At 54.6% G+C, this 21,713-nt stretch carries 23 protein-coding genes; 4 read left to right on the forward strand and 19 right to left on the reverse strand.

Annotated elements, in window-relative coordinates; all coding sequences use genetic code 11:
• Positions 1-101 precede the first annotated feature (101 nt).
• The 6 genes from motB to TPANIC_RS03615 form a co-directional block, all read right to left on the reverse strand.
• Positions 102-818 carry a flagellar motor protein MotB gene (motB, locus tag TPANIC_RS03590; protein WP_010882169.1) on the reverse strand — a complete coding sequence of 239 codons (717 nt, stop codon included), beginning with the start codon at positions 816-818 and terminating at the stop codon, positions 102-104.
• A gap of 5 nt (positions 819-823) precedes the next feature.
• Positions 824-1,603 carry a motility protein A gene (locus TPANIC_RS03595; RefSeq protein ID WP_010882170.1) on the reverse strand — a complete coding sequence of 260 codons (780 nt, stop codon included), beginning with the start codon at positions 1,601-1,603 and terminating at the stop codon, positions 824-826.
• A gap of 15 nt (positions 1,604-1,618) precedes the next feature.
• Positions 1,619-1,816, reverse strand: a complete 198-nt coding sequence (locus TPANIC_RS03600) for a flagellar FlbD family protein (RefSeq protein ID WP_010882171.1) — start codon at positions 1,814-1,816, stop codon at positions 1,619-1,621.
• 57 nt (positions 1,817-1,873) lie between these two features.
• Positions 1,874-3,265: a flagellar hook protein FlgE gene (flgE, locus tag TPANIC_RS03605; RefSeq protein ID WP_010882172.1), complete on the reverse strand. Its 1,392-nt coding sequence runs from the start codon at positions 3,263-3,265 to the stop codon at positions 1,874-1,876.
• A 70-nt stretch (positions 3,266-3,335) separates the two neighbouring features.
• On the reverse strand, positions 3,336-3,797 hold the full coding sequence (gene flgD / locus TPANIC_RS03610; RefSeq protein WP_010882173.1) for a flagellar hook assembly protein FlgD: 462 nt from the start codon (positions 3,795-3,797) through the stop codon (positions 3,336-3,338).
• Between the two features lie 75 nt (positions 3,798-3,872).
• A complete protein-coding gene (locus TPANIC_RS03615) occupies positions 3,873-5,516 on the reverse strand; it encodes a flagellar hook-length control protein FliK (RefSeq protein ID WP_010882174.1) in 1,644 nt (547 codons plus the stop codon).
• 214 nt (positions 5,517-5,730) lie between these two features.
• Here TPANIC_RS03615 and TPANIC_RS03620 point away from each other — a divergent pair, with 214 nt between their 5' ends.
• Both TPANIC_RS03620 and TPANIC_RS03625 read left to right on the forward strand, forming a co-directional pair.
• Positions 5,731-6,582 (forward strand): CDP-alcohol phosphatidyltransferase family protein, encoded by an 852-nt coding sequence (locus TPANIC_RS03620; protein WP_235214021.1) that lies wholly within the window; start codon positions 5,731-5,733, stop codon positions 6,580-6,582.
• Between the two features lie 73 nt (positions 6,583-6,655).
• A complete protein-coding gene (locus TPANIC_RS03625) occupies positions 6,656-7,276 on the forward strand; it encodes an NUDIX hydrolase (protein ID WP_014342553.1) in 621 nt (206 codons plus the stop codon).
• Position 7,277: 1 nt separating this feature from the next.
• On the opposite strand, the gene TPANIC_RS03630 is transcribed toward TPANIC_RS03625, so the two are convergent.
• The gene (locus TPANIC_RS03630; protein WP_010882177.1) at positions 7,278-8,225 is read right to left on the reverse strand and encodes a bifunctional 5,10-methylenetetrahydrofolate dehydrogenase/5,10-methenyltetrahydrofolate cyclohydrolase; all 948 of its coding nucleotides are present in this window, start codon (positions 8,223-8,225) and stop codon (positions 7,278-7,280) included.
• Positions 8,226-8,320: 95 nt separating this feature from the next.
• On the opposite strand from TPANIC_RS03630, the gene TPANIC_RS03635 reads away from it, so the two are divergent.
• Positions 8,321-8,980 (forward strand): TP0733 family outer membrane beta-barrel protein, encoded by a 660-nt coding sequence (locus tag TPANIC_RS03635; RefSeq protein WP_010882178.1) that lies wholly within the window; start codon positions 8,321-8,323, stop codon positions 8,978-8,980.
• Positions 8,981-9,012: 32 nt separating this feature from the next.
• On the opposite strand, the gene deoD is transcribed toward TPANIC_RS03635, so the two are convergent.
• The 3 genes from deoD to TPANIC_RS03650 all read right to left on the reverse strand — a co-directional run bounded on the left by deoD (position 9,013) and on the right by TPANIC_RS03650 (position 12,197).
• Positions 9,013-9,714 (reverse strand): purine-nucleoside phosphorylase, encoded by a 702-nt coding sequence (gene deoD, locus TPANIC_RS03640; protein ID WP_010882179.1) that lies wholly within the window; start codon positions 9,712-9,714, stop codon positions 9,013-9,015.
• Positions 9,715-9,795: 81 nt separating this feature from the next.
• Positions 9,796-11,352 carry an NADPH-dependent glutamate synthase gene (gene gltA / locus TPANIC_RS03645; protein ID WP_010882180.1) on the reverse strand — a complete coding sequence of 519 codons (1,557 nt, stop codon included), beginning with the start codon at positions 11,350-11,352 and terminating at the stop codon, positions 9,796-9,798.
• A gap of 2 nt (positions 11,353-11,354) precedes the next feature.
• Positions 11,355-12,197, reverse strand: a complete 843-nt coding sequence (locus tag TPANIC_RS03650) for a sulfide/dihydroorotate dehydrogenase-like FAD/NAD-binding protein (protein ID WP_014342556.1) — start codon at positions 12,195-12,197, stop codon at positions 11,355-11,357.
• A 233-nt stretch (positions 12,198-12,430) separates the two neighbouring features.
• On the opposite strand from TPANIC_RS03650, the gene TPANIC_RS03655 reads away from it, so the two are divergent.
• Positions 12,431-13,741, forward strand: a complete 1,311-nt coding sequence (locus TPANIC_RS03655) for an ABC transporter substrate-binding protein (protein WP_010882182.1) — start codon at positions 12,431-12,433, stop codon at positions 13,739-13,741.
• 45 nt (positions 13,742-13,786) lie between these two features.
• Here TPANIC_RS03655 and rsfS read toward each other — a convergent pair whose 3' ends face one another.
• The 9 genes from rsfS to TPANIC_RS03700 form a co-directional block, all read right to left on the reverse strand.
• On the reverse strand, positions 13,787-14,122 hold the full coding sequence (rsfS, locus tag TPANIC_RS03660; RefSeq protein ID WP_010882183.1) for a ribosome silencing factor: 336 nt from the start codon (positions 14,120-14,122) through the stop codon (positions 13,787-13,789).
• A complete protein-coding gene (locus TPANIC_RS03665; RefSeq protein ID WP_010882184.1) occupies positions 14,119-15,315 on the reverse strand; it encodes an LCP family protein in 1,197 nt (398 codons plus the stop codon). Before TPANIC_RS03665 ends, rsfS begins: the two co-directional genes overlap by 4 nt.
• Positions 15,316-15,388: 73 nt before the next feature.
• The gene (gene yqeK / locus TPANIC_RS03670; RefSeq protein WP_237250196.1) at positions 15,389-16,120 is read right to left on the reverse strand and encodes a bis(5'-nucleosyl)-tetraphosphatase (symmetrical) YqeK; all 732 of its coding nucleotides are present in this window, start codon (positions 16,118-16,120) and stop codon (positions 15,389-15,391) included.
• Positions 16,083-16,697 (reverse strand): nicotinate (nicotinamide) nucleotide adenylyltransferase, encoded by a 615-nt coding sequence (gene nadD, locus TPANIC_RS03675; protein ID WP_010882186.1) that lies wholly within the window; start codon positions 16,695-16,697, stop codon positions 16,083-16,085. Before nadD ends, yqeK begins: the two co-directional genes overlap by 38 nt.
• Positions 16,694-17,824: an Obg family GTPase CgtA gene (cgtA, locus tag TPANIC_RS03680; RefSeq protein WP_010882187.1), complete on the reverse strand. Its 1,131-nt coding sequence runs from the start codon at positions 17,822-17,824 to the stop codon at positions 16,694-16,696. The genes nadD and cgtA overlap by 4 nt, the downstream gene beginning before the upstream one ends.
• 117 nt (positions 17,825-17,941) lie before the next feature.
• Entirely contained in the window at positions 17,942-18,205 is a 264-nt protein-coding gene (rpmA, locus tag TPANIC_RS03685; protein ID WP_010882188.1) for a 50S ribosomal protein L27, read from the reverse strand.
• 30 nt (positions 18,206-18,235) lie between these two features.
• Positions 18,236-18,562 (reverse strand): ribosomal-processing cysteine protease Prp, encoded by a 327-nt coding sequence (locus tag TPANIC_RS03690; RefSeq protein WP_010882189.1) that lies wholly within the window; start codon positions 18,560-18,562, stop codon positions 18,236-18,238.
• A gap of 12 nt (positions 18,563-18,574) precedes the next feature.
• On the reverse strand, positions 18,575-18,892 hold the full coding sequence (gene rplU / locus TPANIC_RS03695) for a 50S ribosomal protein L21 (RefSeq protein WP_010882190.1): 318 nt from the start codon (positions 18,890-18,892) through the stop codon (positions 18,575-18,577).
• Positions 18,893-18,998: 106 nt separating this feature from the next.
• Positions 18,999-21,704 carry a putative PEP-binding protein gene (locus tag TPANIC_RS03700; protein WP_010882191.1) on the reverse strand — a complete coding sequence of 902 codons (2,706 nt, stop codon included), beginning with the start codon at positions 21,702-21,704 and terminating at the stop codon, positions 18,999-19,001.
• Positions 21,705-21,713: the final 9 nt, after the last annotated feature.

Raw genomic sequence — 21,713 nt, forward strand, 5'->3', positions numbered from 1 at the left:
CTCACGTACTACAGCGGCGTGCAGACGCGCCACCAGCTCAAACTCAGGCTGTGCAGATACCGGAAACTCACCTCCGGGAAAGGGGAAGCGGAAGTGTACCATCAAAAGTGACCCTCGTCCAGGATGACAATATCAACCCGCCGGTTGTACGCCCTCCCTTCAGGGCTTTCGTTTGAAAATTTTGCGCGTGTGTCTGCGTACCCTGCAAGGGAAAAGCGATTTTCCTGTGCACCAAAATCAGTAAGATAATGCAACACGCGCACCGCCCGACGGGTAGAAAGTTCCCAATTGTCTGTACTCCCATCTTCGGGCACCTCAACTGAGTCGGTGTGTCCCTCAATGCGAAACCGTCGACCGGCGAGCGCATGATCAGACAAAAACTGCGCAACACGCAACAACGCCTCCCGAGATTCCTCCACATTCAGATCGGAAGACCCCGGATAAAAAAACGAATCCGAAGTGAGCGAAATAACTAAACCGCGCTCATCACTGGTCACCGCAATCTTATTGCTTTTAATCTCAGGAGCGAAAAGCGAAACCGCCTTCTTCAGCGCAGTCGCCAGCTTCTGTCCCTTTTCCAGTGAAGGCAGCGTGTTAACGGTGTTTCCCAAGTCAGCGAGCCTCCCTGAGGAGGCAGAAACCCCTCCACCGGTAGGATCACCTACAATCGATGCAGCAATACTCTGCAACACCGTGATATCAACTTCAGTTGGATTAAACAGCATGACAAAAAAACAGAGCATAAGCGTGACCATATCTGAGTATGTCGTTAGCCACCCTTGTGCCGCCCCGCGCGGAGCACGCCTCTTCCTTGCCATGAGCATTAATCCTTAATCAGTTCCATTTCCAGTTCCTTGCGCATCTTTGGACTCAAGTACGTCAGCAATCGCTGCGCAAGAACACGTGGATGATCCCCTGCCTGGATAGAAAGCACCCCTTCTATTACCATTTCCTTGGACTTTACCTCCAAATCGTGCTGATACTGCAACTTAGTAGCGACAGGAGTAATGAACCAATTTTGCACCAGCGAACCATAGAAAGTAGTGATAAGCGCAGTTGCCATGTTAGATCCCAGCGAGGACTTGTCTTCAAGCGTTGCAAGCATACCGATAAGCCCCATAACGGTGCCCAGCATACCATATCCGGGCGCGAGCGCAGCCCAGGAGTTCAAAAGGGAAATCCACGTATTGTGCCGATCCTCCATGTGCGTCAACTCGCTTTCCATCAGTGCCTTGATCGCATCTCCGTCCACACCGTCTACCACGTTCCGCAAACCAGTGCGCACGAAGTCATCGTCAAAGTCCTGAATTTCTTCTTCGAGCGCAAGTAAACCGGTGCGCCGACTTTTCTCAGCAAGCGCGTAGAGCCGCTGGACAATCTCCCGTTCGTGAAAATCCGCCGCATGAAAAACGCGCGCAATTACCCGAAAAACACCCACGGCATACGAAAGCGGATAGGTGAGAAAAAGCGTTAAGTACGAGCCCCCCACGGTGATCAACAATGACGGTACGTGAAAGAGCCCCCTCGCAGAACCACCGAGCACCGCACCAAAGATAATGATGGCAAAACCGCCGAAAAGCCCGATAAACGATGCGATGTCCATCGCTTCCCCCGTGTCTTAGGTCTCGTCGTTGAGGCAGCCGATGCTGCGCCGATAGGAGACAATTTTATCGATAACTTCTTGCACACTTTCCCTCACCACATAGCACTTACCCGACAGCATTTGAAGCGTTACATCAGGTGTACAACGCATCGTTTCAATGTGGTGGGGATTTACCCAATTTTCATTTCCATTCAGTCGCGTCACTTTAATCATCCCTCATCCCCATCACGCCACCTGCCGCTTAAGATACATTTTCACACAGTCGACACATCAGCGCTTCAAACTCAACACCGTATCCAACATGGTGTCTGATGTCTGAATCGTCTTTGCGCCCGCCTGAAACCCTTTTTGGGTAATGATCATATCCGTAAATTGATCGGTTAAATCTACGTTGCTCATCTCAAGTGTCCCTGCAATCAACTTTCCCTTCCCCATCACCCCCGACGTGCTAATGTTCGCTATCCCTGAGTTGTTCGATTGTACGTAGGTGTTCTCTCCTGCCTTCTCAAGACCACCTTGATTTGCAAATCCTGCAAGTGCGAGCTGGCCAATGTCTTGGCTCACCCCATTTGAATACACACCAGTGATGACACCGCTTTGATCTATTTTAAAATTTTCCAAATATCCCATCGCGTAACCGTCCTGCCGGTAGGCTTTGGTAGTACTGCGTTCAGCAAACTGCGTAATCGTATTGCGCGCGGTGCCAATTTCACCCAAGTTGAGCGTGAAAGCGTGGCGCGTAACCTGCCCTGCATCGTCCGGATTCGCACCGACAACATCGTACGACGCTTCAAGGAGCACCTGTCCGGTAGGACCGGTCACGTTCCCTGCAGTGTCAGTCACTGAAGCGAGGTGTCCAAAATTATCAAAATTTACAATAAAGGTGTTTGCCGCACCGTCAGATGTCCCCACCCCTACACGCGTTTGCGTATCTACCTCTGTCCCCGGATCCACTGCGACAGTGGCCTGCCACTGATTGTTCGTCCCCGGCACACGCGAAAAGTTAATCTGCAACGTATGCTGCTGCCCGAAGCTATCATACACTTGAAAGTCAGTTGTCCACGTGGACTTACGCACGTCCGCTTCGTTCGCATCTGCAGCAAGCTCAGGCAGACGCTTGTCTAAATTACAGGCATAGTGAACAGTGCTGGTCTGCTGCGCATCTATCTTTTGCCCAATGGGGATAACGAGATCCTGCGTCTGTGCAGAGGAATTAATTAAACGCTCCCCCGCCACGTCCTGCGCCATCCAACCTTGAACGCGCATACCATTCGCAGGGTTCACGAGAGTGCCCGCATTATCAACCCCAAAGGCACCTGCGCGGGTGAAAAACGTCTTTTCCCCACTTTTCAGCACAAAAAAACCACTCCCCTGAATAGACACATCCGTATTGATACCCGTCGTTTGCAGTGCACCTTGCGTGTGAACAGTATCGATGCTTGCAATCAGCACGCCCAATCCCACTTCCTTGGGATTCACTCCTCCAACTTCTTCATTCGGACGCGCAGCCGCACTCAGTTGCTGAGAAATAAGATCTTGAAAATTAACACGCCCACGCTTAAAACCGGTAGTGTTAACGTTCGCGACGTTGTTCCCAATGACATCCATGCGCGTTTGATGATTCTGCATACCAGACACACCTGAAAAAAGTGACCGCATCATATGCTCTGTGTCCTCCTCATGTGACTCATTTTCCTAATCTCTCTTTCTCTGTTCACAAACCATACAACTGCTACGACGCACTCGGATCTGCAATCACCTTGACGTGCTCCCATTCGTACCAGTGCGACCCCACCCGCACCTGGGGCTTGTCAGCACGGGTGACTGCACTGATAAGCCCACGAACAGTGTTATCCGCCTCAGTGACTTCAACCATTTTTCCCACCGCCTGCAGCGCTTCAGTATTGCCAAACAGCGTTCCGAGCTTCTCTACCTGCGCACTCATGTTGGCCATCTGCTCGAGCGAGGAAAATTGCGCCATTTGCGCAATAAACTGCGTGTCCTGCATAGGCGCAGTAGGATCCTGATGGGTAAGCTGCGCAATAAGGAGATGCAAAAAATCGTCCTTTCCTAACTCCCGCTTCGCACTGCGCGCGCCTGCCTCAAGCTGCTTGTTTATAACGCGCACATCCATTTCTAAACGCGTACGCTCAGCGGCGGTCATTTCAAACCGCATATTAGTGTTCTGTACCATGCCCCGGCCCTCCTCTTTTTTCACCGGTTGTGTACGCTGACCCCCCTACAGGGTAGGCAAAACCGGCGCGCCTATTTAGGCAAACACGTCAATCGTGAGCGCAGCTCCCTGCGCATGCCAATGGACTTCTTGCACAACAGGCTCAACGCCCGCTCCCCCAAGACGCTGTGCAGCAGCGTAGGCTGCCGTCTGCGATGCCAAATGCCCGTCCTCTGCGTGCGCACCAGCGCCAAACCACTGCACATCAAACTGCGCAGCGTCAAAACCATTTGCCTCGAATGCACGCGCCAAATCCCCCAGATTTTCCTGAAAAGCTTCAAACGCCTCCTGAGAAGCAACGTGAATAGTACCCACCACCCGCTTATTCTCCGACAGGGCAAGACGTATGCTCACCGCACCAAGGTGCTCTGGCTTCAGCGCAATGTCGATGTATCCGCGTCCGTGATCGCGCAGCACAACCCGTCCAGATTGCGCAAGCTCTGCACTATGCGCACGAATGTGCGCCGAAAGAGCCGCCTGAGTGGTAGCAAATCCTCGGATCCCCTGCGACTGCGCTGTCTCCTCACGCGCGTGCGCAACTCCTTCAAACGCACGCTCCACGCCTGCACGCTCCCCCTCACGCAGCGACTCCGTACCGTGCTCTTCCGCCCCCGCATCCACGTCCGCAGCCGACAGCTGCGCCTGCGCCGCAGGAAGTACGGCGCCCGCGTGCGAAGACACACCCGACCCTGCACCGCGCGAATGCCTACGCGCGTCCAGCACAGTAAAGCGCGCGTCCGAAAAAGATCCCAACTCCTGAGGAGAATCCCCATGCCGAATCTGCCCGTACGCAGTCGCCCCCTGGAACGCCGCACCGGCGCTCACCCCTGCAGCAGCAGAGGCGTGAGACGCACCTGCCTTTCCTCCAAAGGAGCTGCCTGCTCCCCCAGACTGCAAAACAGGCTCACCACGGATAGCAGCCGCCACCAACCGCTGCCGCACCTCTGCATCGAAAATAACGTCAAAGACTTCAGACTCCGACGATGCCGCGTACGTGGCTTCGCTCCCCTGCTCACGCAGCAGGGCAGGGGCAGCGCCAGAAGGAAGAGACCCTCCGCGCAACCCCCGCGCACCAGCGCTTTCCCGCAGATGCTCCCCAGACTCCTGCCCACACAGGTCCTGCACGTGCGGTGCAGTCTCCGGCACACGCTGCGCGTACGCGCGAGACAGTCCTGCAGGACGCGCCGCACGCCCCCGTTCCCCGGATGAGGGCTGCTCTGGCACAACAGACCGCGGCGTTACGGAAGTTGCCTGCCGCTCTACTACAAGAAACTCCGGCGCGGACGGCCACGACGCACCACCCGAAGCTTCCTGCGCCGCGCGCACGTAATCAAAGGGCCGCACTCCTGACGCCGCCTCCTGCGCAGCACGCAAACCAGTCTCGTACGCCACGAGAAATACATCCGAAAGAGACTCTTCTGTGAAAACGTCCTGTTGGGTACCCGAACCGGTTTGCTGCTCATCAGCTTCCTCGCGCACCCTTTCGTGCACTGCAGCCGACGCAGGGGAAAGAGAGACTCTCTGTGGCGCAGCGCCACGCATGTGGTCATGCAACGACTGAGCAAAAGAACACGGTGCTGCCGCACACGACGTACCGACTGAAATAGTCTCCTGCGCAGCAGGCGCAGACTCCGCCACACCGATACCAATGGCCCGTGCCAGCAGTCCTCTCAGTTCCATGCACTCCCCCCACTCCCTGCCATTCTCGGCGCACTGCGCAGCACGTCTTAGAAAAAAGACCTGCCAGTCCGGTTCGGACGCATCTTTTCAATACAAAGCGCACGAGAAATTCAGCACCCTCCCAAAGGCTCCAGCACGCCGCTTCTTTCCCGTTCAGTATTTCCCCGTTTCCCCTGACAAAAGATGGATTCTCGGATACTTTTCCCCTCCGTCTATGGAAAAGGAAACAGCTGGCATTCTCTGCTCCTATACGCTTTTTCACAGTGCGCTCGTGCTGGCGCTGTCCCTCGCGCACGGGCGTACCCAGGTGCCCCCCAGCTCCACGCTCAGCTTTTTAACGGTCATTGTACTCTGGCACTGTCTGCTCTTCTTTTTTCTTGTCGCGTATAGCAGAGAACCTGCAGATACCACCGTGCCGTTTAAACCGCTGCCTGAACAGACAGCGCCTATTTGTGCCGCCGCATCTTCTGACTGTAAGGAGAACCGCACCGCGCTGAAAACGCTGAACACTGCAACGCACATCACGCTTATCCGTGCCAGTGCTATTCCTATCGTTGGCTTTCTGCTTAAATTCCACGCACTGGCGGGGCTTTCTTACTTCCTCGTTGCAGGACTGAGCGTTTTGTTCCTCACCGATTTTATCGATGGCAAAATTGCCCGCGCAAGACGAGAAACGTCCCGCGTGGGAGAAACGCTCGACGCAGCAAGCGACTACGCGCTTATCGGGCTCATCTCAGCGCTTTACTACCAAAGCGGTGTGGTGCCCCTGTGGTTCTTTGTGCTTATCATCACCCGGCTTTCGTTACAAACGGTTATTGCCTGTGTGTACGCGCTTTTTGGCCACCCGATGACCGGTTCCACCGCGGGGGGCAAAGCGACGGTGGCCGTGACTATGCTCCTGTACACGCTCGAACTTGCCCGTCTCCTGCTGCCGAACCTTGCGCGATCAAACAGCGGCGCGCGCTTTTTTACCGGGGCAGAAATCCTTGCAGGATTCGTCATTTTCACCGGGATAGTGGAAAAACTGTATCTTGGCGTTCAGCATCGCCCAGGACGCTCCCCGTAGGAGAGACGATACTTGCGCCGTGCCTTGCAACACACAAAACCTGTACCAACCGGGGCAAAAGGAGTGCACGCCCATGGATGAAGGAAGAGAAACTGTCCAGCCTGCGCATCGCGCAAAGGAGGAAAAAAAACAGGACGCCCATCTTGCATGGGAGGTACGGAAACGGCACGAGGCGTGCCGCCTGCGCGTTTTTCACGTGCAAGAACTCGAAAGCGTTTCACCGCGCAAAACGGTACGTCGCTTTGTAACGCTCACTGCACCTGAGTGGGTAATCGTCGTGCCGCACGTGATGGAACGCGCACAACGCTTCTTCGTTATGGTGCGCCAGTGGCGCTGCGGTTCACAGACGGTGTGTACTGAATTTCCCGGCGGGGTTATCGACGCAGGGGAGCACCCTGAGGCTGCAGCGCGCAGGGAGCTGTTTGAAGAAACAGGCAGACGCGCTTCCTCTCTTGCACACCTTGGCACCATACACCCGAATCCCGCCGTGTTGGAGAACCGCGTGCACATCTTCAGCGCCGAGTGTACGCCTGAGGTACGTGAACCGCAGTTGGATACCGACGAGTTTTTAGAGCGGTGCGTGCTCCCCGTGCACGACGTGTACGAACGCATGGGCCGCGCACCCTTTGACCACGCGCTCATGGGCGCAGCCCTCTTTCTTTTTTTGCGGGCGCATCCGCTTTCCTCCCTGTAACTCAGTGCGGTACGTCGCCTGCAGCGCGTCCATCTAGGTCGGCATAGAGCGCCGCTCTAAAGGGGGGTATCATCCCGGCTGCATACTCTGCAGCGCAGAGCGTGTTGTGCAGCAGCATCGCGATAGTCATCGGTCCTACTCCCCCCGGAACAGGCGTGATCGCCTGCACCTTGTGCGCCACTGCGTCAAAATCCACATCACCACACAGTCTTCTCCCGCGCGGTGCAGTTGCATCTGGCACGTGATGAATACCCACATCGATAACCACGGCGCCGGTGCGCACAAACGGCGCGCCAATGAAGCGCGCCTTTCCCAGTGCTGCAACGAGGATATCTGCCTGCACACAGATATCCGCCAAACCGCGCGTGTGACTGTGACAGAGCGTCACGGTTGCATCACAGCCGGGAGAGGCAAGGAGCACTGCAAGCGGACGGCCAACGATGGCAGAACGGCCGACAATTACCACGCGTGCCCCCGCAAGCGGCACCTGCGCACGCCGGAGCAAGTGCACAATCCCCGCAGGGGTGCAGGGAACAAACCCAGGCTGCGCAAGGAAGAGCGCACCACAGTTAAGCGGATGAAAGCCGTCGACATCTTTTTCTGGCGCCACTGCGCGGCACACCCTCGCTGCGTCAAGATGCGCAGGTAACGGCAATTGGATCAAAATGCCGTGCACCCGCGCGTCCTCATTGAGACGAGCAATAAGTTCTAACACCTGTGCGTGAGAGGCATGAGCAGGCAGCCGGTGCGTTTCCCCCCGCAGGTGGGCGCGAGCCAGGGCACGCTGCTTTGCTGCAACGTAGGTACAAGAAGCCGGGTCATCCCCCACCAGCACTGCGGCAAGAAAGGGCGCCGTGCCTACCGCCGCACGCAGCGCCTGCACACGCGTTGCAAGACGCGCCGTACACTCGTGTGCGGCTTGTTTTCCATCGATGAGGCGTGCGTCCACGCGCCCAGTATAGACACGCGCACGCAACAGCGCAAAGACCGAACACGCACGGACACTAGACGGAAGCCCAAGAAACACCGTATGCTCGGCGTCGTATGAGCAGAACGTTCCGCGCGTGGCAGTGCGTTGGTGCGCTGTGTGCGCTCTCTCCCCTGCTGCCTGCCTACAGCTCCGAGGGCGTGCGAGAGGTACCCCCCTCCCAGTCTCCGCAGGTGGTGGTGGCGTACGAGCCCATTCGCCCCGGGGATCAGCTGCTCAAAATTGGCATTGTTGCAGGCTGCCAGTTGTACATAGCAGGGGGAAATGGAACCAACGGCTCTTCGAGTTCCGGCACCAACGGTAACGGCAACGGCAAACTGCTCGGGGGCGGGGGGTTTCACCTCGGGTACGAGTATTTTTTTACCAAAAACTTTTCCCTCGGCGGGCAAGTTTCCTTTGAGTGTTACCGCACGACCGGGTCAAACTATTACTTTTCTGTTCCCATCACGGTAAACCCCACGTACACGTTTGCCGTAGGGCGCTGGCGCATACCGCTCTCCCTGGGCGTTGGGCTCAACATTCAGTCCTATCTCAGCAAGAAGGCGCCGGGGCTTATTGCGGAAGCCAGCGCGGGGCTCTACTACCAGTACACCCCGGACTGGTCCATCGGCGGCATTGTTGCCTACACGCAGCTTGGGGACATTGCAAGCTCCCCCGACAAGTGCAGAGCCGTGGGCCTTGCCACCATTGACTTTGGGGTGCGCTATCACTTTTAGCCCCGCCGCCGGGGCAGGTGGCGCGCGCGTCCCTACTGGATAATGGCTTCAAGCGCAATTTCTATCATTTGGGTAAAGGAGCGCTCCCGCTCCTGCGCGCTAGTTACCGCGCCGGTTACCAGGTGGTCAGAGATAGTCAGAATGCTCAGCGCCTCGCGTCTGAACTTTGCAGCAAGCGTGTACAGCTCCGCCGTTTCCATTTCCACCGCTAACACCCCATACCGGGCCCACAGGCGCCAGCTTCCTGATTCATCGTAAAAGACGTCAGAGGAAATTACATTCCCCACCTGCACCCCCGTGCCCATTTCATCAGCAACCGACACTGCCGTGCGCAGGAGCGACCAGCTTGCCGTGGGCGCAAAGTGCATGCCGCTAAACCTGCGCGCGTTTATTGCAGAATCCGTTGCCGCACCCAGCGCACACACCACCGATTTGAGCGCCACTTCCTCCTGCAATCCACCGGCAGTCCCCACGCGGATTGCCTTTTGCACCCCATAATCTTGAAACAGCTCCGTTACGTAAATTGAGTGCGACGGCAGCCCCATACCTGTCCCCTGCACCGACACGCGCACCCCCTTGTAGGTTCCCGTAAACCCGAGCATGCCACGCACCTCATTGTAGCAATACGCATTGTGAAAAAAACGCTCCGCCACAAAACGCGCACGCAGCGGGTCACCGGGCAACAGCACGCGCGGCGCAATATCCTCTCCCTTTGCTCCAAGGTGAATACTCATCGTCACTCCCTCCCTTCGTGGGGCCTAGACCCACACGTTTCGGTAACCTCGCGCGTGTACGCTCAGCGCATGCAGCACCCGTTACGCTTTTTGCGCAAGGTACGCGTTTATAGACGCCGCTGCACGCCGCCCCTGCCCCATCGCACGAATAACCGTTGCCGCTCCTAAGACAATGTCTCCCCCAGCCCACACTCCCGGAATGCTCGTCCGTTGATCCTCGTCCACCACGATAGTACCCCGCTCGCTCACTGCAAGACTGCGCGTTGTCTTTGCCATGAGCGGATTTGAACCATTCCCAACGGCAACGATCACCGCGTCTGCAGCAAGTTTACACTCAGCATCGCCGCAGGGCAGAAACACACGTTCTCCTGCATCAATCTGTTCCTGACAATCGCGGAACACTACCGCGCGCACGTTCCCCTCTTCATCCCCCAAAATGCGGGTGGTCTGACACAAAAAGTGAAACGTCACCCCCTCATCTTCTGCCTGTGCAATTTCCTCCACACAGGCGGTCATATCCGCACGCGTTTTTCTGTACAGACAGTGCACCTGCTCAGCCCCTAAACGGAGCGCCGTACGCGAGGAATCTACCGCCACATTCCCTCCACCGACTACCACCACTGACTTTGCCGCATACACCGGCGTGTCCGCATGCGCAGTGTCATACGCCTTCATCAGCGTCGCACGCGTTAGGTAGTCGTTTGCTGCAAACACCCCGCACAATTCCTCACCCTCAATATTCATAAAGCGCGGCAATCCCGCACCGGTCCCGATAAAAACTGCATCAAAACCGTACTGCGAGAACAGCTGTTCCAGCGTTGCTGTTCTGCCCACCAAAAAGTTCATCCGGAACGTCACCCCCATTTTCTTGAGTGTTTCAATTTCCGTCACTACCACTTCTTTCGGCAGGCGAAACTCAGGAATACCATAGGTCACCACTCCACCCGGTTTGTGGAGCGCTTCGAACACCGTTACCGAATGGCCTGCACGCGCCGTATCTGAGGCAACTGCAAGACCTGCAGGCCCTGACCCGATGACGGCCACTTTCTTGTGCGTAGACGGCGCACAGTACGGAACTGTAATTTGACCATGCTGCCGCTCCCAGTCAGCGACAAAACGCTCAAGCGCACCAATCGACACCGCCTTGGACACATCCTTAAACATCTTTCCCACGGTACACTGCAATTGACACTGACGCTCATGCGGGCACACACGACCGCAAATTGCAGGGAGTAAACTCGTCGTCTTAATGATATCAACTGCTTCCTTAAAGGCTCCCCTTTGGACACACGCAATAAACTCAGGAATCGGCACTCCTACCGGACAACCCTTTACGCACGGCTTGGTTTTACAATTCAAACAACGCTGAGACTCAACCAGTGCCTGCTGCTCTGTAAAACCCAGCGCCGCCTCCTGCATGAGGAGCGACCGCTTTTTTGGCGGCAGCATACGCATACGCTGCAAAGGGATCTGCGTGCGATCCTTCATCTTCAGCTCTTTACCCTGGAGCTGCGCCAGGCGCTGGCACGCTTCTTCCTGGAGCAGTGCGTGCGGCCGATACGTACGCGCTTCTGGTTCTGACTCAACCGGTACGTCACACGTCTTGGCATCGCTTACGACATTTTGTACAGATGTCATACCTACCTCCCCGCGTGGTGCTTCATCTTACAGCAGTGGACATCATGCGCTTCCCTTGCCTGAAATGCCCTCATTCTCCGCATCATGCTCTCAAAATCAACTTGATGCCCGTCAAATTCAGGTCCGTCCACGCAAACAAATTTTATCTCAGAACCTACATTCACCCGACAGCCACCGCACATGCCAGTGCCGTCAATCATAATGGTGTTCAAAGATACGACCGTGCGGATCCCAAAGGGGCGCGTCGTTTCCGCACAAAACTTCATCATAATCGGCGGACCGATAGCAACCACCTCCTGTGGACAGGACGCGCGCTCGCACAGCTCACGCAGGGGCTCAGTCACTAAGCCCTTGCGTCCATATGAGCCGTCGTCTGTGACAATGACCAGCTCGTCTGCAAGCGCGCGCATCTCCTCTTCAAAAATAATTAAATCCCGATTGCGCGCCCCAAGGATTACAATGACGTGATTTCCAGCCCTTTTATGCGCCTGGGCAATAGGATACAGCGGAGCTGCCCCAACACCCCCTGCAACGCAGGCGACAGTTCCTACATTTTCAATGAGAGTTGGATTTCCCAACGGACCGAGAACTACAGAGATGGAATCGCCCACTTCCTTTTCGCACAGCCTCATAGTAGTGGCGCCAACAGTCTGGATCACTAGCGCAATCCACCCTTCATCCGCATGCGCGTCCGCAATCGTTAGCGGTATGCGCTCAGCGTATTCGTCATCAAGTTGAACAAGCACAAACTGTCCTGCAGCACGATTTTTTGCAATATCAGGTGCATGCACCTTCAAGTAAAACACCTGCGGAGAAAATTGTTTCTTTTCTAGAATGCTGAACACAGCCATGCCTCCTTCGACCAAACTCTCGGAGGGATGGATGATAGTACAGCGAATGCAGATTTGTCAAAGAAAAGCCTTTCTTCAGCTCTGTCGCACAAGGCAACTAACGCGCCGACCGCTGCTTTTCTCATCATTGTTTCCTGGCAGGTTTTGCGTGCAGTCCTCATTCAAGCAAAACGCCATCGGCGCCGAGAAGGGTCCGATGAACAGATATACGTGTCGGGGAGGTTTACATGCGTAATACCGGATCCGCCACCTACGCCCGCATCGGCGGTGTGTTCCTCTCTTTCTTTGTGCTGTTACCCGTCTTCTGCCATGGCAGCAAAGAGAAGGGAAAGGAAGAAGAACCGGTTCGCCTCTCAGTCCTCATACGAGAGAAGCATTACTCTTCGGGCCTGCAGAATGTGTTTACGAAGTTGGAATTGGAAGAAGGAATCGCCGTCACCGTCGAAACCATCCAGGACGATCAGTATCCTACGGTGCTTCACGCGCGCCTTGCAGACGGGACCGCTCCGGATGTTGTAGAGGTGTCTCTTCCCTCGCTCCATGCCCTTGACCCATACCTTTACTTTGTAGATCTGAGCAAAGAAGCCTGGATACCGGATCTACTGATTCCTCCCACAGATCCGTACGGCAAGACATTTGCGCTTCCCTTAAACTGCGCCGTGTCTATCAATGCACTTTTCTACAACAAGGACCTTTTTGATCGCTACGGGATATCCGAGCCCAAAAGCTGGAATGAACTCCTAGAAAGCTGCGCTCTCATTGTAAAAAGTGGCATTTCTATCGTACCCCTCGCGCTCAGCACAACGGAAAGCTTTCCACATACGTTGCTTGCTGACGCGATTACGAAAGTGCTCGGTGAGCAGGGCGCTCGAGATTTAGTCAAACGTGCCACAGACGACTCCATCGATTGGACGCACGAGCGTGCGCTCTATCCTGTACTCGGAGCCTATCTGGAACTGTTCAAGCGGGGATACGTAAACAAACACCACCGGACTGCGCGCGTGCGCGAAATCATTCATGATTTTACACGCGATCGCATCGCTATGTACTTTGGCAGTCACCTGGTTGCAGATGCAATCATAAAAGAACGTCCTGGAATCAACTTGGGCGCGTGCGTCCTCCCTATAACCGAAAATGCACAAGACGTACTGACTGGAAGTTTGGAAGTGCAAGGACTCGCAGTGCACAAAAAAAGCGCGCGTGTGGCAACCGCGTGTCGTGCACTCTCTGTGCTTGCGTCTGCCGCGTACCAAAACAGTTTCTTTGAAGAACACAAAGGGCTTCCTGCGTTTCGAAACACCACCAGCGCAGTTATTCCTGCGTGCCTCAGTGCCCTGTTTAAAAGCCATATAGAGAAAGGAAAAGTAATACAGGCAATCGACGCGTACGCGCAGGCGCAAAACACACCCCACAGAGCCTCTGTTTTTCCAGATTTCGCCGCGTATGTAACCGACCCGGCACCAACTGCGCACACCATGCTGCACCGCGCCCAAACTGAAGCGCGGAGGAGAAGAGAGCCGGTACAAAAAAAAGAATGAGAGCTCCTGCGCGGGCAATACGTGCCACGAGCCCGGCAGCTTAACCTACCGCGCGACAAGACAATCTTGCCACAGCCGGTCGAGGTCATAAAAGGCGCGCGCCTGCGCGCTCATAAGATGAACCAGGATAGACCCAAAGTCCAGCACCCGCCATTGCTCTTCGCAAAGGCCTCGTTTTTTTCGATGTACTTCTCTTAGGCCAAAGCGAGCCGCCTGCTCGCACACCAGACGATGAGTGCCGTGCAAGAGGCCAGGCACAGTGGCAACTACCGCAAAGTCCGCCCAGCCGCAGCGCGCGCTTACATCAAACACACATACATCCTCCGCGCGCGCATCACACAGAGCCTCTGCTACCGCGGAAGCAGCTCCGTTAGCACTCACGTTCCCTCCTTTACCAGATATCCATTAAAATCCTTCCCCAGGATAAGCGTAAAATCGATGCCCGTTTCCACCCCATACTCATCAAGCGAGGCGCTAGTTGTCTCAATATTCTGACAACGAATCACCTGCGCCACCACTTTAGCCACTGCAGGATTCCCAATGCGATCGACGAGCACCGTCTTTTGCACACTTTGCTCCAATGCATTATCAACGCGAACTACGTCGTAACCAAATCCTTGGTAAATATTCGCCGTCGTGCGCGCAAGACCGTGCGATTCAGTTCCGTTAAGAATTTCCAACGCATACACACGCTCAAAGGCCGTACCATTCTCTGACGCAAGCACCGCAAGCGTCTGGCGCACGATTTCCTTAATTTGCTGTCCATCACGAGATGGAAAAAGGAGTACCTTGCCGTCTACCACTCGTTTAGTCCCTGAAAAACGCTGCGGCACTAGGCGTTCTGAATCCAACTTAGATAATTCACCTATAAGCTTTTTTAAGTCAGCACGCCGAACGTTAGAACGTATTAGCCTGTTCAAGGAAAAAGCACGAGTTGAATGAACAAAAAACTCACTGTGATCATTAACACTACGCAACAAAGCTAAAATAGCTTTCTGTTTCCTCGATGCTGACTCCCCTTCTCCCTCATCCTCGTCTTCGTATAAAAGATAATCACGCATCTTATCCCCATCCAAAGACACTGATCCTGACGGTAACAGGACATGCCCTGCACGTTCTGTGTGCACGTCGATGGGCGTAGGGATAAACACCGACAGACCAGAGAGTAAATCTGTCAATTTAGAAAAGTTATCCAGCGAGCACACTACAGAAAAAGGAACGTTAATTCCCGTTAACTTTTCTACCTCCCTTTTATACTCCTCAATACCACGCTCGCTGTAAAGCGAACCGATGCCATCCGTACGGCCAAGACTCTGCAGAATAAGTCCCATATTATGGGGAATATCAAACATTGCCGCGCGCCTCGTTGCAGGATAATACGCAACAACATTGCTGGAGATTGGAACGTTCTCGTGTTCAATGACAAACAACACCTTGAGAATATTGTCGCTAGAAAGTGAGGATTCAAGCGGATCGCGCTTCATACCAAAGAAGACTGCAAAGACGGTGATAACCAGCATAAAAAAAATGAGGAGTAAAAAAAGCCCATGTCTTCCCATATCCAACACTTTCATTGCACACTCCCTGGCCTCTCGTCGAACTGCGGCAGATACACACACTGCCCTACTTTTGCCCGACTGCCACCCGTTACGCGGGTTGACTTACATCCTTTCCCAGTGCACGCAACATCGCACACGTACGCGGATGGGGCGTGGTACGTTTTCGCTCTGCGCACACAATACTCGCACTCACTACTTTTGCAGCAAGCGCATCTAACGTTAACGTTGACACTGCACCGCGCAAGGACGCCGCCCAAGCACGAGCTGGCTCAATTTTGTCTGATATAAAAAGAATCTTTCCTAACACACCAAAGTCTTCACACCCAAAGGTATGCCAGCGCACCGCAGACAACAACACCTCATCCTGCACGCCAAATTCCTGTGCTAACACACACGCGGCTGCGCGCCCGTGCAAGAGCAATGGCGTACCACGCTCAGTTACATCAATGGGAAAACCATCGCACGCAGCAGCACGCAACAAGAACACTTCCGAATGCTCCCGGCACATATCGTGCGCAATACCCGCGCAATAAACGTGCGGCTCAAGCTGCGCTTCCAACGCATACCGCCGTACCAGCATGCACCCAAACTCCGCTACACGACGCGAATGCTCATACCTAGGTGGCGAAAGCACTGCGCGCGCGTACGCGTCCACACGCGCAATCAGCGCCGTCATATCTGCAGACACAAAAGAGAACGCTGGCATCTGCGCCTGTCCAAGGAAAGAAAGAAAACGAGAAGAACAGGAAGAATCGTCCACTCCGGAGAAAGAAGGCAGAGGCTCACGACCGGTAGAGTCCACGCGCGATAATATACTCACGAACTGGGGAAGGTACAAGATAACCCCAACTACGCCCCCGTTGAATTGCGGTGCGTATGTACGTTGACGAAATAGGAAGCGCCACATTCTCCGCCGAAACCCATGGGAAGGGAAACGATTGTAGAGTGCGTGTGGCGCGTTCTACGTTCCCCCCATCGCCTGACGTCACAGGGCGCGCACCCACGACAAAATCAACGTGTGTACTCCACGAATCGAACGCGTGCCAGTGCGGTACACTGCGCGCTGCATCTTCCCCCAATACCAGCGCGAGCTTGCCCTCAAGCTGTGCGCCATACTTTTCCCGCACATGCTGCACCGTCTCGGCAGTATACGAAATACCCCCACGCCTAATCTCACACTCTTCAACAGAAAAATACGGCGTTGTCCCAATTGCTAAATGGAGCATCCGCACCCGATCGTGCGCACTTGCACTTCCTTCCTTTTCTTTGAAGGGGGAAACGAAGGTAGGCACAAACAGCACGCGGTCATACCCGGCGTGCCGGTGTACTGCATCAGCCAAGAGCAAGTGGCCCAGATGAACAGGATCGTACGAACCGCCAAACAGGGCTAACTTCATCCGCGCACTTTTCGTTTTCTGCTCAAGCTCACCGTTGCCCCAAAATCATCACGCACCTGACACACCGGATCCTCAAGCTGAGCGTACATAAAACTGGGAGCTTGGTTCCGCCACACAGGGGAACGCAACGCGCCCGCACCTGCGTCAGAGAGACGCACAAAAGCCTCCTGCAATTCATCTAAACCCCAGCGATTGTGCACCGAGACTCCACAAACCTCAGTGGATGGGTGCTGTGCACGAAGCTGCTGCAAACACTCACGCGCATTCGGCAAATCAAGCTTGGTACCTACGAGCACGCGCGCCTTTGTCTCAAAGACAGGGGAGAAAGCGTACAATTCCTTGCAAAGCAAATCGTATGTATGCAGCGCACGCTCATCTGCAAGATCAATGAGAAATGCAAGCCCCGCACAGCGGGTCAAGTGCTTGAGAAAGCGCAACCCCAAGCCGACACCCTGCGAGGCGCGTTCGAGAATCCCAGGGACATCTGCCAGGATCACGTCGCGCCCATCCCCCGTACGCAGCACCCCCAAGTAAGGAATCCGGGTAGTGAAAGGATAAGGGGCAACGCGCGACCGCGCGTGGGTAAAAAAATTCAGCAAAGAAGATTTGCCCGCGTTGGGGAGCCCCACAAAGCCAACGTCTGCCACAATACGCAGTTCAACGTGCACCACACGTTCCTGCCCCGGCTGCCCAGAATGCGCGCGTTGCGGAGCCTGCTGCACTGGGCCACGGAAATGATAATTCCCCCAACCACCCCTTCCACCCGAAAGGAGCGTCACGCAACCTTCATGGGCATGACCAAAATCGTGCAAAACCTCATGAGTCTGCGCATCCCTTAAAAGACAACCCGGAGGCAGCGGTATAACACAATCGTGCCCCTTTGCACCAAAGCGGCGTGCCCCCTCTCCATCCTGCCCATTCTTTGCACGAAACACGCGTCCATACCTCAGGTGCACAAGCGTGCGCATGTTGCGCCGTACCTGGAACACAACGTCCCCGCCGCGCCCTCCATCGCCCCCCGCGGGGCCGCCGCGCGGGACATACTTTTCCCGCCGAAACGCCACACAGCCATTTCCACCCCGACCAGAGGAAACACGAATCAGCACCTCATCAACAAAACTGGCCATGCTCTCTCAAAAACCTGTGCACGCCCCCTACGATCCCACAGACACGCAAATACCCCCTGACCCTTCTTACACCACAGACACAAAGCACAGGAGGCACCTGGTTCCCTCTATAAAAGCTCAAGAAGGCCGGTTTTCCACGCACACAGAAACGAGGCGCCTCCCCTTCCTTTGAAGATAGGTCACAACCCCAGGAGCAAGAGCAAACAACGTATCGTCCTTCCCCCTTCCCACATTTTCTCCCGGGTGAATTCGGGTACCCCGCTGGCGCACCAAAATCGAACCAGCACGAGCGTGCTGACCACCGAACAACTTTACTCCCAAATACTTCGGATTAGAATCGCGCCCGTTCTTAGATCCACTGCCACCTCTCTTTCGAGCCATACTACCCCCCGTTTTGTCTTAACCGCGACGCTACGCACACACCACTCCCCTCCGCACGCAAAGATGCACCGAACTGGGATACTCCTGCATCAACGTACGTAAACCACGTTCTAGAAACTCCGCAGTGAAACACAAGAGAGCCAACGCGGAATCCGGACACCCCCCCACGCGAAAGGAGAGAAAACCCCGATCCGCCGCCTCTATCTGAGGACCCAAACGCTCAAGCCCAAGCACCGCAGTGCGCAAAAGCACACTAACTGCCGCACACACAACATCACCGCCTCGTGTTCCACGCGCAGCATGACCAGAGGCAACTGCAGATAAAAACTGCCCTCGGTCACCGACTTCAAGCAACACTCGGACCAGAGCCTACACCCCCAAGATGTCACTAACGGTCAAGCGAGTGTACCACTGCCGATGACCGATAGTTCGGTGGTAATCCTTCTTGCTCTTATACTTGTACACGGTAATCTTCCGACTGCGAAAACATTCCCCCACCACCGCGCGCACACCCACTCCTTCAAGATAAGGAGAACCAATCCGCGTCAAACCCTCGCCACCAATCATCAACACCTCACGCACATCGATGCACCCGCCCGGCGCAACTTCGGAGATATTATCTACAACGATACTACTACCCCGTTCCACCTTATACTGCTTGCCCTTGTATTCAATCAGCGCGTACACAAAACCTCCAAAAAACACCCAGCTACACCTCTAACCACGCAGACGCAGCCATCCCTCGCACCGTTAGTGGAACGCACAGAGACGCTCACCAAGCACGAACGACACCTTACCTAGCGCGCCTACCGCCTGACTTCGCGGAAGACCTTCCCCGCCATGCAGGCTTCCTGCCTTCCTTTTCTGCGTTTTCAATCTCCGCCTGTGCAATTGCAAGTAAAGCGATAGGCACCGAGTAAGACGAACACGAAACGTAATCTAGTCCTACTTCCATACAAAAACGAATATTTTCTGACCGTGAACCGTGCTCCCCACACAAACCTAGCTGAATATCCGGCCGTGCCAGCCGTCCACGCTGCATAGCAACCTCAATTAACTCGCGCACGCGCGCATCGAGTATCGCAAAGGGGTTTCCGTCAACCAAATCATACATCGTGTAGTCCGGCATAAACGTATTGAAATCGTCTCTGGAGAGTCCAAGCGTTGTCTGCGTCAAGTCATTAGTCCCAAACGAGAAAAACTGCGCGTAGCGCGCAATCTCGTCTGCACTCAACGCAGCTGCAGGCAGCTCAATCATAGCACCCACCTTATAGTCAACCTCCTTTGCCTTGAGCGCAAGACGTACCTCTTCCTCTATCGAGCCGATACCCTGGTATGCGTGCCCCTCAATCTTTTTACCATACACAATCTGCTTTAACTCACGGCAATTCATGACAATGGGGATCATTATCTCTGGGTACACCGAGATCTTCTCTTTCTGCAACCGGTACACTGCCTCGAACACGGCGCGCACCTGCATGGCGTAGATTTCCGGGTATGAAATCGCAATACGGCACCCACGGTGACCCAGCATGGGATTCACCTCAGATAGCATGGAGATCCGCTCCTGCAACTCCTCCCGGGACAGACCTTTACCACAAACCTTCTCGAGATACTCCAAAAACTTGCTAACTTCACTCTCCCCGTGCGGCAAAAACTCGTGCAAAGGAGCATCCAGAAGGCGAATAGTCACTTCATGTCCCTGCATTACCTTGAAGATGCCGTAGAAATCCTCTCCCTGCATCTTTTGCAACTGCTTGAGACTGCCCGTCCGCTCCTCAGCATTCTCCGAGAAGATCATACGGCGGAACACATTTATCCGATCTTCTTTGAAGAACATATGCTCTGTACGACACAGTCCGATACCCTGCGCACCAAAGGCGAGCGCGAGCTCTGCATCGTGTGGACTGTCCGCGTTCGCCCGCACGTGAAACGAACGCACAAAACCCTTCGCAAGCTCGATGAAGCTCACTAGGCCAGACGTCTCTGGATCAGGCTCAATGAGCTGCGCAGCTCCCATATACAGGGTGGATTCCCCGTAGTAAGGAACATTAAGCGTTACAAAATCGCCCTCGTTGATAGTCATACCGTCAACGACCGCTTTGTCCGAATAAATCTTCATATCTGGACGGACCAAAGAGATCTTCCCATACTGACGGGCAACAACCGAAGCGTGGGCGGAGTACCCCCCCTCGTTAGAAAGAACACCAGTTGCCACCTCAATTGCCTTAACGTCCCCCGCGTACGTTGCAGGCATACACAAGATACACCGTGTATCTTGTCCGCCCATCTTCGCCACACGCCACGCCTCGATGAGGGAATCAGCGGTAAAGTACACTCGCCCAACCGCCGCACCAGGAACACCAATAATCCCCCCCTGCGAGGATTTCAAACCTGTCACACTCGTCATATCAATGACCGGGTGCAAAATCTCGTTCAGCTGACCCGGTTTTACCGACTTGACCACGTATTCAGCATCCACCACCTCGCGCTCGTACAGGTCGAGCAGCAACCGTACCAAAGAGATTGTGCTCTTCGCTTCGACAGGTTTTTGCTCAATAAGCCATAAACTGCCCGCCTCGATAGTAAAGCGAACCTCCCGAATCTCTCGGCTGTGATCCTCCAGTTTCCACGCAATATCCTGCAACTGCTTAAGATAAGCCGGCTTTATCGCATTTACATCACTGCCTTCGGCATCGCATTCGTCGAACCGCTCCTCAAAATACTGACCCTGAAGTTTCTTCTCTCCAGTTATAATATTCCTACTGAAAAACCGACCCGAGTAGCTGCCTCCCCCATAATTCCCGTAGACCATAGGCTGAATAAGGATGGCAACTCCATCTTCCCCATCCTCCTCAAACGACAGCAGTTTACTAACAAGCCTTACCGCTTCTTCAAGCTGAACGTAGGCATCATCGAAAAAGCCGTCTGGAAGCAAGGCTCGATACCGATTCATCGCCTCGCGCCCAGAGGGAGAAGATTTTCCTCCCTGCAAAAAAACCTCTATTTCCTTCAGGGTTTCGACAAACTCCGAAGCACCCTTGGTGTTCTCCTCACTTTCTGCGATACCAAGCAATACCCCAAATACACCCTTCAAAAGGAAGAACACCTCGTGCGTTGCAAAATGCTCCCCGACACGCTCGGCAAACCCCGCGAAAGTATCCCGTGTCAAACCAAAGTTATGTAATACCGGATAATTCGAAATGGCCAAATTGGGGGATAAAACCACCTTGAGGAGCATAGGATTCTTTGCATCCGCATACTCTTTTCTGTTTAAAAGCGTAAACTTCCTTAAATACGGACTTAGCGCGGACCGAAGCTTCTCCCCATACAGACTACGAGAGACTGTCGCATCAATAACCACGCTCGGAAGCACGGGCAACCCCAGACTTGACAACTCATCCGCCTGACGACCCCGAATCCCCAAAAGCCCTCGGTCAAGCCTCTTATCGAGAGCCTCTTTATTGCTCAGAAAATGAATGGATTTGGCAATGTTCATTGTGCACTC

The organism is Treponema pallidum subsp. pallidum str. Nichols, from assembly GCF_000410535.2.
Classification (GTDB): Bacteria; Spirochaetota; Spirochaetia; order Treponematales; family Treponemataceae; genus Treponema; species Treponema pallidum.